Genomic DNA, 13,752 nt, shown 5'->3' with positions numbered 1-13,752 from the left:
TGCTGAACGTCTCTTTTTTATCGCCGAAAGAAACATGTAAGGAATGAGAAAGAAAAAAACGCAATTTTTAAATTATTATAAGATTAACGAACAAATGAAGACGATATGAAAAATACGGGAGGTTCGGCAAAATGAATAACATCCTTCAAACGTATGATCTCACTAAGAGAATAAACGGAAAGACAATCATATCTGGTGTTAATCTTCATGTAAAACAAGGCGATATCTACGGATTGCTCGGCTCCAACGGCGCCGGGAAAACGACGATTATGAAAATGCTCACCGGGCTCATCATCCCGACTTCCGGAGAGATCATGCTGTTTGGCAAGAAGCTTACGGAAGATACCAAGGAAGGTCTGAAACGCATGGGCAGCATTATTGAATACCCCATCTTCTTCGAGCACTTAACGGCAATGGAGAACCTGCAGATTCATTGTGAATACCTGGGCTTTTACGATAAGAAGGCGATTCTTCAAACTCTGGAGATGGTCCAATTGCAGGGAAACGAAAATAAAAAGGTGAAGGAATTTTCACTCGGTATGAAGCAGCGGCTAGGGATTGTGCGGGCTGCGATCACGAAGCCGGAACTGATTGTGCTGGATGAACCAACGAATGGCCTGGATCCGATCGGCATTAAAGACATGAGAGATTTAATTCGGTCACTGAACAAGGAGTACGGCATTACCTTCCTCCTCTCCAGCCACATATTAGGCGAAATTGAGCAGGTTGCGGGCAGAATCGGCGTCGTTCAATCCGGCAAGCTGGTCGATGAGGTAGCGATCTCGGATATCCGTCAGCAGCGGAGCGATTACATTGAACTTGCGACATCCCATGTGCAGAAGGCAGCCTACCTGCTTGAGCATGAGCTTCATATGACCAATATAAAAATTGTTCAGGGCGAGAAAATACGGATCTATGATGCAGGAGCATCTATCGGAGAGATTTCTAAAGTGTTGATCTCCCATGAGATTGAAATCCAGGGGATCCAGAAGCATTCAAGCACGCTGGAGGATTATTTCTATAATCAAATCCAAGGAGGAGATAAAGTTGGTTAAGCTGATGGAGCTGGAGTGGAGGAAATTAGAACGAAATAAAGTGATCGGGGAAGTGCTTATTTATTTGGTAATTATCATGTTTATGCCGACCTTTTTTCTTACCGTCGTATTTGCCGACGATCCCATGATTGCGTTCGGGCGGAGCTACTCCGATGCAATTCATCTCATGCTGCCGATTCAAATGGGGTTCTTACTGTTCGGGGCCTCTCTGATCAATCATGTATTCATAGAAGAGTATAAGAATAAGACGATAGCTCTTTCCTTCGGGTACCCGATCAGCCGGAAAAGGTTGGTTCAGGCTAAGGCGATGTTCATTGCCGTGGCGGTCTTCATCTGCACGCTGGTATCCTTTATTCTGTCGGGGATTACTACTTATGTGCTCGATCAGATGATGGGTGTCATTCACGGTGAGCCAACGTTGGCGGATTTTGCGACCTATGCGATTCGGGCAATTACTCACTCCATTGTTATCGCACTGGCCAGCTTGATCCCGCTATTCTGGTTCGGGCTTTGGAAAAGGCTGGTCATCCCCACGGTCCTTTGCGCCATAGTTCTTATGCAGCTCCCTACGATTCTCAGTATTCTAAAACTGACGCTGAACCTGGACATCGTTTATGTGATCATTAGTCTGATGGGGATGGCAAGCGTATACCTATCCGTTAAATTGGTGAATCGATTAGGGGATCAGTAGCGCGGTTTTTTATAATCCATAACAATAATCCTTCATATTATAATAAGTTTAGGTAGTGTTATGATTATAACAAATTAATATTGGCAGAAGTTACTGGTAAAGAGCCGGGAGGAAGGTCCGAATATGTCAGAAGCAGCGCAAGTTTTCAGAGCAACAGAGAACCATGTAAAAATCATTGGAAGAACCTACGAGCACAACGATGTCCTTTGGCTGGCTTTGTCGGGCGGCGGGGTGGAGTTTTCTTTTTACGGTAAAAAAGCGGAAATCACCATAGAAGGCGATCCTATTGCGACCAGTGGCAATAATGAAGCACGAATCGGCATCTACGTAAACGGAAACCGGGTTATTGACGACATGGTGAAGCAACCCGTGAAAAAGTATACCGCATATGAAAGCAACACGGATCAAAATGTGACCATTAAAGTCATTAAACTATCGGAAGCGGCTATGTCGACGGTGGGGATTCAGGAGATCACGGTCGATGCCAAAGAGGGGATTAAGCCTGCCCCGGCAAACGTACACAAAATTGAATTTATCGGCGATTCCATTACATGCGGATATGGGGTGGACGATGACAATGTGTCCGGTACTTTTACCACGGCGACGGAAGACGTCACGAAGACCTACGCTTATCTGGCAGCCCAGCAGCTTCAGGCCGATTACAGCATGGTTTCGTTCAGCGGTTACGGCATTATTTCAGGGTACACGGAAAACGGCGAAAAGCTGCTCACCCATCTCGTTCCGGATTACTACGAAAAGGTAGGCAAGTCCGAAGGTAAATTTGACGGCACACTGGTGCCTCAATCTCTGAGCTGGGATTTCAATAAGTTTGTACCTGATCTGATCGTCGTGAATCTGGGGACAAATGATGATACCTACACCGAGGACGACCCCGATAAACAGGCGGATTACGTGAAGCAGTACGTGGAATTCCTGAAAATGATCAGATCAAACAACCCGGAATCCACCCTCCTCTGTACGCTTGGGATTATGAGAGACAGACTGTATCCTTTTGTTGATCAGGCGGCCAAGGATTATATGGAAGAAACGGGCGATACGAAGATCTCGGCTATGAGGTTTGACTTGCAGTCGGAAGCGGACGGTTACGTCGTTAATTTCCACCCCTCGGAAGTGACTCATCGGAAAGCGGCGGAGAAGCTGGTGGCGGAGATTAAGGAAGTAATGGGGTGGGAGTGAGGGAATACTAAAAATGGGTAGGGGGTAGTGTCACTACACCCTTCGCCCCCTAGACTTTCAAGGTTTAGTTATTTCAGTTCGAGCCGATTAGCTTTGTCAGCAGACTGCGGTAACCCCAGGGCATCCCACAAGGGCTCGCTTTGACCGTTAGGTTTTCGTTGGTGAGTTTTCTTTACAGGGATTTGGAAGCTCCAATCTCCGGCGAGTGTATGCTGCTGAGCCGAGTCATCAAGCAGGACGATGCTTAACACGTTGACTTTCAGCATGAACTTGTCTGGAGGTGTTGTTCCATTGAAGTCATAACCGATGCCGCCATTTTTGGCATCAATCCGGATAAACCCTGAATCGGTACCGCGGATGCCGGGAAATTCTTGTTTTATGGAAGAATCCAATTGAAAATTCGGCCTCACCCACTGTGACTGCGGTATCCCGTCGGAATGAGTCACGGAGTATCTGAAGCTTAGGCGATAGCCGTCGAACATTACGTCGTTTATGAAAAGAGTATAGCCTTTGTCAGTTTTGCTGGATAGTACGACCATCCCGTCTGTACTTACCGGCAGTTGGGTTGAATCGTCCTCTTCAAAGATAGAATACACTTTCGCCATGAGAGCGGAAGTGAATGAACTATTAACGCTGAATAGGGTCACCGCACAGACGAGCAGCGCGATCATGAATACCGGGACTAGCCTGGATTGAGATAAACGCTGTTGTCGAGGGCGGAGGCTAAGTTTCGGCGTCATTTCTTGTTCAGAGAGCGAAAGATGGTTCCTTCCATTTTCATAATGAGTTTCTTCCGAAACAATTTGTATTTTGTCTCGAAGTGAGGGAGGCATCATGTTCTCCGCGTTTTTCCGATTCGTAATTTCTGCATGTGCAGGAGCGAGGCTATTCATCGAGAACCTTGTCTCGAAAGAGGTTGACGTCCTGCTGCTACGGGCCGTAATGCTTCCCCCGTGTACCTCGACTATGCTCTTCGTGATGGCCAGACCGAGACCTGTACCCCCGGTCTGCTTCGATCTGGAACTATCCGCCCGATAAAAGCGGTCAAATATAAAGGGCAAATCCCGTTCCGGAATTGGGTCTCCATAATTTTGAATTCGCACGACCAGGATATCTTCATCCTGCACAACATCGATATCGATATATTTGCCCGTCTTCCCGTATCGGATGGCATTGGCGATTAGATTCTCATACGCTCGCACCAACAAACCTCCATCAGCATCAATCTTGAACTCTCCTTTCGGGATGTTCAACCTGATTTCCATGCCTGCGTTCTCTGTAGCCGGTACGAATTCCTCGGCAAGCTGGCGGAGCAGCCCGGCGAGATCGAGCTCACGCATTTCCAGAGGCATGCCGTTATTGATTCGCGTATATTCGAACAGTTCATCGATCAATCGCCGAAGCGCCAAAGACTTCTCGTACGCGATATTAACGTAATAACGCATCTCCACTTCATCCTGATACTGATCCTGCTCGATTACTTCGAGAAAGCCGAGAATCGAGGTCAATGGAGTGCGCAGATCATGCGATACACCGGTAATTAGATCGTTCTTGGTCTTTTCCGCCCTGCGTTCCTCCGCGATCGAATGTTTCAGTTGTTCACGCATCTGGTTGATGCTGAGAACGACCTCCCCCAGTTTACCGTTTCTTTCCGGGATGGAATGGTCGAACTGCCCTTTGGCAATCCCGTCAAAACCATGTGTAATTTCAGCCAGATAATGATTCCACTCGCTGCTTAGCTGATTCATACTTTCTGCGACAGCGCTTAACTCATTTTTTCCCCTGACTTTTACCACGCGTCCAAACCGACCTGCCGATATCTCCTGCAACCCTGCGTTAATTTGGCGCAACTCCTTTACCAAACGGCGGCTGGCAAGAAAGAGATTGACGGGAAACAGAATGATGCCGACGATAATCATCACACGAAGAGAGCCAATATGCTCAATGCTCCAATTAACCGGGGTAGCAAAAAACTTATTTTTCTGCAGTGCTCCCGACAAGTAATATCCAAAATATATGGCTGCACCTGTTAAAGCCAGGCTTGCAATCATAATCAGCATCAATCTCCAACGAATCGTATCCAGCCATTGTAGTCGGATCTTACTCACCTCATTTTTTTAAATTGCCTCGATTTTGTATCCAATCCCCCACACAGTCTTAATGATTCGGGGTTCGCGCGGGTTAGGCTCGATCTTCTCGCGGAGCTTTCGGATGTGAACCATAACGCTGTTCTTCGAATCCATAAAGGGTTCGTTCCAGACCTCTTCGTAAATGCGATCCATGCTGAGCACCGTTCCTCTGTTGACTGCCAGCATGCGAAGGAGCGCGAACTCGCGTGGGGTTAACTTGATTTCCCGCTGATCAACCGTTACTGTATGGGACGCTATATTAATAACGATGTTATCGATATAAATCTCGTTCACATTAGCCGGAATGGAACTGCACAAGTTCATTCTTCGCAGCTGGGACTTGACCCGCGCAATCAGTTCGAGCGGGTTGAACGGTTTGGTTACGTAGTCGTCAGCGCCGATACTAAGACCTGATATTTTATCGATGTCTTGGCTTTTAGCCGATAGTATGATGATGGGAATATGATTACTTTCCCGTATTTTCATACAAGCCTCCAATCCGTCCATCTGGGGCATCATCAGATCAAGTACGATTAAATCGACTGGATGTGACCTCAGAATCTCCAGCGCTTCCAGGCCATTTGATGCTTGCAGGAGCTTAAAACCCTCGTTCTTGAAATATATACTCATCAATTTGATAATTTCCGCTTCGTCATCCACCATCAAAATAGTGCTTCCCGTCATATATCCTCCCCTGGTTCATTTATCCATCTCACATGAGAATTATAGGCGATTTTTCTTAGGTTGCTATGAAGGTTACAAAAATGTCACTCTTATTTAAGGATTTGATAAGAAGTTCGATAGCCGGCTGATAAGCTTTTCTTACTATACTATTGTGACACAAGCCAATAATCGCTTGAAACAAAAAGAGAGTGGAGGTTTTACCTTTGAAGCACAGTGTATTACAAAAGGTATTCATTGTTAGTTTAAGTTTGATGTTAATCGTTATTTCAGTAGGTTTTGGTACAGGTCAGAAAGCTTCCGCCAATTCGGACAGCCAGAAACGCACCTTAAAAGTACTGTACTGGAATGCAGAGGCATTCAATAAAACGTATGGGGAATCGTTTAGTAAGGTGTATCCTGATATAGACATCCAGGTAGTTACGCCTGGAGGCATGGGTGCGATTACAAATTATGGCGCGCTGATCACCAAGCATTCACCCGACCTTGTCATGCTGGATCCGTACAATTACAAACAATTAGCCAAGGAGAATAAGCTGGTGGATTTAGATTCACTAATTAAGCGTGATAAGTATGATACGACAACGCTATACCCTGGCTTGCTTGATGAATTAAAGAAACAAGGCGGTGGGCAGCTTTATGGGTTAAGCCCCACCGTGGAATCCTACGCTCTTTTATACAATGTGGATTTATTTAAAAAGCACAAGGTGAAATTACCAAGTGACGGAATGACTTGGGCAGAAATATTGAAACTTGCGGGTCAATTCCCTACGAAAGGGGATAAAAACTCAAGAATTTGGGGGTTGAGTTCTTTCGGGTCCAGCAATTTGGTCATGGATATCGCTAGAACGGAAGGATTAACATACCTTGATCCAAATACATTAAAGGCTACTGCAAATTCAACGGCATGGAAAAATGCATATCGTTCATCGATCGAAGCAACAAAGTCCGGGGTGCTTGACGAAGGGATCACCCTGTCTGCAAAAAGTTATTTGGAGAGCAGCCCGTTCATTATGGGACGTTCCGCGATGACCGTAGCACCTATTAGTCGACTGAAGTCCTTACAATCCGCAAAAAATGGTGTGAAGAACTATAAACCGTTTACACTTGGTATGGTCGCCGGCCCTGCCGATCCTAAGGATCGAAAGTCAACAGGAAGTGCTCGGGTTCCTGAGATACTCGCGATTCCGGCAAACGCAACGAATGTGGATGCGGCTTGGGATTTCATCAAGTATTTCCTGGGAGACGACTTCGCAAAAGAATACTACAAATCCAATAGTTCTGCGGTTGATGCTCCCTTATCTCGTATGGTAAAAGAGTACGCTGGTTACAAGCTGGATGCGTTCTATAAACTAAGACCTAATTTTGATTCATCTATATCGAGTTATGTACTCATGAACAAGTCGCAAAACTTGGAGTTAGATTTTCGGTCCATTCTATCTAGAGAATTAAAACTGGCAATGGACAAGAAGAAAACACTAGACCAAGCAGCAGCTTCCATTCAAAAAAGTACTCAAATTGTTGTAGATAAACTGAAAAAGGTTCAGCAGACGAAGTAATTTCATGCAAGTTTTATAGGCAAGTTTAAAGGGATGGAGGGATGGGTTCCCCTTCATCCTGAAAAACCGCAACTGGCGAAGATTGTAAAATGAGAGTACTCTCTTTATAATAAAAGAGAGTACTCTCGTTTATTTTTTTGTGGAGGGAAGGACATCTTTATGCCTAAAATTTCACAACAACAAAAAGAAGCTATCCGAATGGACATCTTGAATTCAGCACGAAGTGTTTTCATAGAAAAAGGATATGAAGCAACTTCTATGAGCGATATTGTAACCAGCTCTAGTAGAAGCTTCGGAGGTGTGTACTTATATTATTCCGGTAAGGAGGATGTTTTTCTTGATCTGCTTCGCCGGGAGTATGAGAACATGGCGCTGGATTTTGTATTAGAAGAACAGGGCAGTGCGTGGAACACATTTGTGCAATTCATTAGGGGACAAGAAAGACGGGTTAGAGAGGCGAATACCGGGTTATCCCCTTGTCTGTATGAATATTTTATCGTGGGTCGCAGAGAAGGTCATCGTCGCAAGCTAATTGAAGAACGGTCCCAGTCTGTGTACGGAGCTCTTTTTGACTTAATCAATCATGGAGTTCAGAGAGAGGAGTTTCATCCTGCTCAGCCTCTGGATATTTTCGTTCATTGGCTCATTTCGTTACTTGAAGGACTATATATTGAGAGTATAATTAATGGTTCTGAAAATATAAAATTGTCCCAGCAATTTGAGTTGTTAATAACGGTTTGCCGCTCCATACTTATGCCATCCGGGCTGGAGGGTAATATATGACGGGTACGGGACGGAATGATTTGTCCGTATTTAAAAGCGAGGCAGGGGCCGGGCTGTTTATGCATTCATACGATAAACTGATGGAATATTGGCCAGGTCAGTATGAAACGATGGAGATCCAAACCGAATTTGGGGTTTGCCATGTGATCGTTAGTGGACCCGAAGACGGGGAGACCGTCCTGATGTTTCATGGTATGACGAGTAATTCAGCAATGTGGTACCCAACTATTGAAGCATTGGGGGATTTTCGAGTCTATTGTATCGACACGCCGGGGGATTTTGGCAAAAGCAGGGTTGCTAAACGTATTAGCACCCCGGAAGATGCTGTTCACTGGATGGATCAAGTTCTAGATGCGCTTGGGCTTGCTAAGACAACATTCATCGGCCACTCGATGGGAGGTTGGTTTTGCTCGAATTATGCTACAAGCAGACCGGAACGAATCGAGCGATTAATTCTGATTGCTCCAGTGGCGACATTTTTGCCGGTCCCCTTTCTGAAATTTCTCATAAAAGTCTACCCAGCCATGCTGTGGCCCAAGCCTGATCGAATTCGGAAAGCGTGGGATTGGTTTTGTAAGAAGGGATATTCTCTTCCTTCGCAGGTTATGGACATGGTCATTGCAGCCTATACATATGGTCGCTCGCAGCTTCCGGTTGTCCCTCGTGTCATTGAGAAAGAAGCCTGGAGCAGGATTTCGGCACCGGTACTCTTTCTGGTCGGGGATGAAGAGAAAATTTACGATGCAGAGAACGTGATGAAATGTGTCAGAGAAACGTTGCCAGATTCAGAGACCGTGTTGATTAAAGAAGCAGGGCACTGCCTAATTCTAGAGCAAAAATCATCGGTGAACGAAGCTATTCGTAGATTTATGATCAAACCGAGAACTTATAAGTAAAACATATCGGGCGGCGGGTGAATTCCCTAGCCTAAAGTCTAGGTTCAGACACCCCTTAAGACGGTTATGTCAGGCAAATAAGGCAGATATAATGGGTTTATAACTCAGAGCGTGACTTATGAAGCCAGAAAGGGTGTTTGAAAATGAAGGCAACAGAAGCGACGGCGGCGTCGCGGGCAGGAAAGGTAAATTGGGTGCTTTTTAATCCAAAAACCTATGCCACGATTCTCTATTTATTGATCTCTCTCCCGTTAGGGATTATTTATTTTACGGTAGCACTTACGGGACTTACCTTATCCATCGGTTTAATTCCGATATTTATCGGAATCCCGCTATTCTTTGGAGTAGCCAAGCTGTTGAATGGGATTGTGACTTTTGAACAAAGCATGATTCGGCATATTTTGGGTTTACCTGCTCCATCTGTTTCACATATATACAAACCACAGACGGAAGCCGGGCAGAATTGGTTTATGCGGATGGTTAAAGGTTTCGATGGCGGGCTATTCATTCGAAATCTGTTGCTCGTATTCTCGAGATTTGTAACAGGCATTGTATTCTTTGCTATTATGGTAACCGTGCTTGCACTGGGATTAGGATTCATTGCTCTTCCGGCCGTGCATATCATATTGATGAATGAAATGAAGCTCGATATCTTAGAAAATAGCTTGTTCAGTTATTTCCATATCGACTGGACTTATAACCAGCAATATCTGCTGTACGTCGGCGTAGGCCTCGTACTTTTCTGGATCGCGCTGCGCGTCGTAAATGGGCTCATGCAAGTTCAGCGTAGAATTATGTATGTGGATGAGGCTTATCAGCAGCCGAGCGTAGCAAAGGAAGCACCAATATATGCGTCTGTTCCGTCGCAATATTATGAGTATGAAGAGGATCAGTCCATTCAAGGGATGATGCAGGCTGCGCAGAGATAGGTTTAGTAAATCCACTACTTAGCGTCCCATTAACACACTACGGCGAATTGTGATTTTTATGTCTATGTTCGCTTCTGTATCAATGATATGTAGAAGATATTAGCAGAGGAATGACGATAACTAAACTTAGGAGAATCCGATAAATGGCGGATTATGTGAAGCAATACCAATTTATTATTTAATTTGCCTCCAAGATGGGATTTATATTAGGCACTAGAGTCTACTATCTGCAATCTACTTACAAAACTACCTACGAAAAGATGAAGACTCGCCCTATGAGCGGGTTTTCAGTATGGAGCGAACCGTAGTGCAAGACCATTATCCATCAGCATATTTCATGCTACTTAAAGACTCGGGGGGACTCCCATCCCCTAACTCCATTAACACCGTCACCAACTTCTCCCGGTCTCCTTGCGACGAGTCACTTCCTATTGGAAGAAACTAACTAGTAAAACGACGTGGAATAAAAAAATTGGTTACAGCGAATTTGTTCTGTAAAATCATTAATAACTACCTCTAGATGGAAAAAAATCTCGGAGAGAATAATGTTTTCAAATGACGTTTCTGCAGATTTTCAGAGTATGCTTGATATTAGAATCGAGTTAGGATATATGCAATAAAAAATAAATGAATTAGCTATAAGGATTGCCAAATTAAAATGACTTCTTACTAAATGGGAAAGTGGGAAGAGAATGAAAATGAAATCTTTATGGTCTTGCATGTCGGGCGTAGCTGATTTAACAGCAGTGAACAAACAATATACTCATTCATGCGTATAATGAGAGAGGAATTATGGAAATCGGGTATTCTTAATGTTTTTTATAGGTTTAGTTCTGCTCTGCTCTAATTGTTACCCAATTCTTCCTCCATTTGCTACTAGAGAGTGGGTGGCCCGATCTCAAATCGGGTTGTATAATGGGGAAACCCCAGTAAAAAGGTTTAACATTAGAATCAATAGAAGTTATTAGTAAGCGAATGTCTACAAATCAATATATAAAGCTAATAAGAAGGCTTCTTTTCTTCTTAATAAGAAGAGTGTAGCTCGATTTCAAAATGCGTTGTATAATGGAGAAAAACCCGTAAGGAAGTGTAACTTAACCATGAAGAAAGTAGTTGTTGTTCTTTGTTATCTCCTAGCCATTGTTTCTGCTAATGTTGTAACGGCGAGTACAGTTCCTTTTCAATTTGGGATATTTATTGTCCCTGCAGGGACATTTATTATTGGATTGACCTTCATTTTGAGAGATTTTGTTCAATCCCTTATTGGCAAAAAGAAAACTTATTATACTATTTCATGTGCCATTGTTTTATCTGCAATATCATCATATGCGCTTGGCGACACTTTATGGATTGTCTTTGCATCTATTCTAACCTTTTTGGTTTCCGAAACTACGGATACTGAAATCTACTCTCGACTTCGCTTACCTTTCGCTTGGAGAGTCGCTTACTCTGGGATTGTTGGCGGATTTTTAGACAGTATTATTTTTGTTGTCGTCGGACTGTCTCCACTTGGAGCAAACTTCTTGCCATGGAGTGCTGTTGGATACGCCATCATTGGACAAATCATTGTTAAAACCGTTGTTCAATTGATTGGTGCAATTTTTGTCAAAATGACGATGCAACGAATCTCTAAATTTATTCAATAAGCAAATATTGTTTATTCGAGAGTCACGATTCATGTACTCAAACTATGTTAATATGGAGTCAACACAACATGATTAGTCTTTTGGAGGACCTATGAACCCACGTATATTAGTCGTTACATCCTGTACTGGAGAAAAAAGGCATAAACCAGAGAATCAACTTGTGCTGGAAGATTTCAAAGATCTTGCCACACTTAAACATAGAGAAGAGGAATTAAAGGAGTATCGATGCACGGCAGGCAAGATGTATACGGGTAGCCAACACCTTGCTTTAATGGAGGGGATTCAACAATATCGTAAGTCCGGTGGCGAGATTACGCTAAATATCTTATCTGCAGGATACGGTTTATTATCGGAAGATGATGAAATCGCTCCGTATGAGGTTACATTTAATACTATGGACTCTCAAACCATAAAAAGATGGTCTGCTCATCAGAACATTACTGGGGATCTGCAGAACATCGCCAAAAATTACGATCTCCTTTTTTTTCTTCTGGGGGACAAGTACCTTCAGGCTATTGATTGGCCACTGAACCTTCGTGAAGATCAGACGGCCATTTTTTTTGCCGGAAGTTCAAGTAAGTCTCGTCTCCTAAATTGGGATCATTACCATGTACTTACCATTGGAGAAAAGGAAGCTAAAGAGTTTAAATACGGATTGATTGGTATTAAGGGATATTTGTTTGCACAACTTCTTCTTCGAATAGCAAAAGACAATGATCATTCCACATGGGAATCCATTATTAAGCGTCCTGAACTTATTCGAGAATACGTTTTGAGCATGATCCCAAACAATAACCGGCAGTTATCCCTCTTTGATCAGAATGAAGGCAGTCGCGAAGATTTACTCCAGTTCTTAAGTGAAATGTATCCTGTTCCAAAAGAACTAATTGCCAAAAACTTCGGTGTAGAACCGATGTTCTTCTTACCAGAGAATGATGATCGTGTTGATCCTGAATATGACTTTTTAACGGATTTCACTAAGAAGGATCGAAATCCATTAATACATGATGTATACTCACACGAAATTTATGGACGGCCGCAATATGATGGGATGCTTGTCTCGAAAGTAAACATCGATAATTCGACCCAACAAAAGCGCGTCACGATGAAGGAACTCGGCATGCATGCTTTTTACCGACTGCCAGAAAGTTACCCCATTATGGGCGACTGCGGTGCTTTTAGTTACGTTGGTCAGGAAGTTCCACCGTATACGACTGAAGAAATTCTAGAGTATTATCATGAACTAAAGTTTGATTACGGTGTGTCCATTGACCACTTGATATTCGGTGCTTTTCAACGGGATGAGACCATCCGAAATCAGCGTTATGAGTTAACGCTTCGAATGGCTGAAGAGTTTATTAATAAATACCACGAGCATAAAGAATCTAGAGGGTATACTTTCCATCCAATCGGAATTGTTCAAGGATGGGATCCTAAGTCGTTTCGTGATGCAGTCGAACATCTCATTTGCCTAGGTTATGATTACATTGCTCTTGGTGGCCTCGCCAGGGAAAAGTCGGACAAGATTTACGAAATCTTGAAAGCTATCTCTCCGATTATTCCCAATGAGAACTTCCGTATGCACCTTTTTGGAGTAGCACGAGATATGCGAACGATGCACTCTTTTATTAAACTTGGGGTAACCTCCTTTGACTCCTCTTCCCCGTTGAGAAGAGCTTGGTTGGGTACCGGTCATAACTACCACACCCCGAAAAAGCATTATACAGCTATCCGAATTCCGGAAGCAAAGGAAACAGCGGGGCGTGTGAAAAAGATGATGCAAGAAGGGAAAAGTGATATTCCGTTTGCGGAATATAAACGGTTAGAGCAAGAAGCGTTAACGGCATTAAGGGAATTTAGTGATGGTCGGCAAGAGATGTCTGCTGCGGTTGAATCCATATTAGCATACGACAAAATATTGGGTGAAAATCGCGATATGCACGAGGATATGTATACGGAATTGCTCTCAGATAAACCTTGGGAAGAGTGCCAATGCGTGATCTGTAAGGACATTGGAATCGACGTTGTTGTATTCCGTGGGAATAATCGAAATCGGAGAAGAGGATTCCACAATACGCACGTATATTACAAACAAGTGCAAGACTTAAGAAAGTCTTGGAAAAAGTAGAACCATTCCATGCTATGGCCCTAGTGTGATACACTAGGGCATATAGTGCCTGGAGGTT

Annotated in this window: 10 protein-coding genes and 1 pseudogene; 9 read left to right on the top strand and 2 right to left on the bottom strand. The window is 43.7% G+C overall.

Features of this window, described 5'->3' with window-relative positions; genetic code table 11:
* The first annotated feature begins 131 nt into the window (after positions 1-131).
* The 3 genes from KB559_RS13610 (at position 132) to KB559_RS13600 (ending at position 2,943) form a co-directional block, all read left to right on the top strand.
* The gene (locus tag KB559_RS13610; RefSeq protein ID WP_211022473.1) at positions 132-1,055 is read left to right on the top strand and encodes an ATP-binding cassette domain-containing protein; all 924 of its coding nucleotides are present in this window, start codon (positions 132-134) and stop codon (positions 1,053-1,055) included.
* Complete coding sequence (locus tag KB559_RS13605; RefSeq protein ID WP_211022472.1) at positions 1,048-1,746, top strand: ABC transporter permease; 699 nt, start codon at positions 1,048-1,050, stop codon at positions 1,744-1,746. Before KB559_RS13610 ends, KB559_RS13605 begins: the two co-directional genes overlap by 8 nt.
* 123 nt (positions 1,747-1,869) lie before the next feature.
* Positions 1,870-2,943 carry an SGNH/GDSL hydrolase family protein gene (locus tag KB559_RS13600; RefSeq protein WP_211022471.1) on the top strand — a complete coding sequence of 358 codons (1,074 nt, stop codon included), beginning with the start codon at positions 1,870-1,872 and terminating at the stop codon, positions 2,941-2,943.
* An 890-nt stretch (positions 2,944-3,833) separates the two neighbouring features.
* Here the strand turns inward: KB559_RS13600 and KB559_RS25585 are convergent.
* Positions 3,834-5,003, bottom strand: a pseudogene (locus KB559_RS25585) (sensor histidine kinase); the annotation flags it as partial.
* 57 nt (positions 5,004-5,060) lie between these two features.
* Positions 5,061-5,756, bottom strand: coding sequence for a response regulator transcription factor (locus tag KB559_RS13590; RefSeq protein ID WP_211022469.1), 696 nt, complete (start codon positions 5,754-5,756; stop codon positions 5,061-5,063).
* 203 nt (positions 5,757-5,959) lie between these two features.
* Here KB559_RS13590 and KB559_RS13585 point away from each other — a divergent pair, with 203 nt between their 5' ends.
* From KB559_RS13585 to dpdA, 6 genes are all read left to right on the top strand, one after another.
* Positions 5,960-7,312 (top strand): ABC transporter substrate-binding protein, encoded by a 1,353-nt coding sequence (locus tag KB559_RS13585; RefSeq protein ID WP_211022468.1) that lies wholly within the window; start codon positions 5,960-5,962, stop codon positions 7,310-7,312.
* 159 nt (positions 7,313-7,471) lie between these two features.
* Entirely contained in the window at positions 7,472-8,095 is a 624-nt protein-coding gene (locus KB559_RS13580; protein WP_211022467.1) for a TetR/AcrR family transcriptional regulator, read from the top strand.
* Positions 8,092-8,991, top strand: a complete 900-nt coding sequence (locus KB559_RS13575; RefSeq protein WP_211022466.1) for an alpha/beta fold hydrolase — start codon at positions 8,092-8,094, stop codon at positions 8,989-8,991. Before KB559_RS13580 ends, KB559_RS13575 begins: the two co-directional genes overlap by 4 nt.
* Positions 8,992-9,134: 143 nt before the next feature.
* Positions 9,135-9,920, top strand: a complete 786-nt coding sequence (locus KB559_RS13570) for a sensor domain-containing protein (protein WP_211022465.1) — start codon at positions 9,135-9,137, stop codon at positions 9,918-9,920.
* Between the two features lie 1,100 nt (positions 9,921-11,020).
* Positions 11,021-11,566: a VUT family protein gene (locus KB559_RS13565; protein ID WP_211022464.1), complete on the top strand. Its 546-nt coding sequence runs from the start codon at positions 11,021-11,023 to the stop codon at positions 11,564-11,566.
* A gap of 91 nt (positions 11,567-11,657) precedes the next feature.
* Positions 11,658-13,694 carry a tRNA-guanine transglycosylase DpdA gene (dpdA, locus tag KB559_RS13560; protein ID WP_211022463.1) on the top strand — a complete coding sequence of 679 codons (2,037 nt, stop codon included), beginning with the start codon at positions 11,658-11,660 and terminating at the stop codon, positions 13,692-13,694.
* The last annotated feature ends 58 nt before the right edge of the window (positions 13,695-13,752 follow it).

Source organism: Paenibacillus sp. Marseille-P2973 (genome assembly GCF_018101095.1).
GTDB lineage: Bacteria > Bacillota > Bacilli > Paenibacillales > Paenibacillaceae > Fontibacillus > Fontibacillus vini.
The sequence above is the reverse complement of the archived record's forward strand: the minus strand, read 5'-3'. Positions and strand labels throughout refer to the sequence as shown.

Coding starts and splice junctions, on each gene's coding strand:
- dpdA (WP_211022463.1), top strand. CDS start 11,658: ATGAACCCACGTATATTAGTCGTTACATCCTGTACTGGAGAAAAAAGG.
- KB559_RS13600 (WP_211022471.1), top strand. CDS start 1,870: ATGTCAGAAGCAGCGCAAGTTTTCAGAGCAACAGAGAACCATGTAAAA.
- KB559_RS13565 (WP_211022464.1), top strand. CDS start 11,021: ATGAAGAAAGTAGTTGTTGTTCTTTGTTATCTCCTAGCCATTGTTTCT.
- KB559_RS13590 (WP_211022469.1), bottom strand. CDS start 5,756: ATGACGGGAAGCACTATTTTGATGGTGGATGACGAAGCGGAAATTATC.
- KB559_RS13570 (WP_211022465.1), top strand. CDS start 9,135: ATGAAGGCAACAGAAGCGACGGCGGCGTCGCGGGCAGGAAAGGTAAAT.
- KB559_RS13580 (WP_211022467.1), top strand. CDS start 7,472: ATGCCTAAAATTTCACAACAACAAAAAGAAGCTATCCGAATGGACATC.
- KB559_RS13610 (WP_211022473.1), top strand. CDS start 132: ATGAATAACATCCTTCAAACGTATGATCTCACTAAGAGAATAAACGGA.
- KB559_RS13575 (WP_211022466.1), top strand. CDS start 8,092: ATGACGGGTACGGGACGGAATGATTTGTCCGTATTTAAAAGCGAGGCA.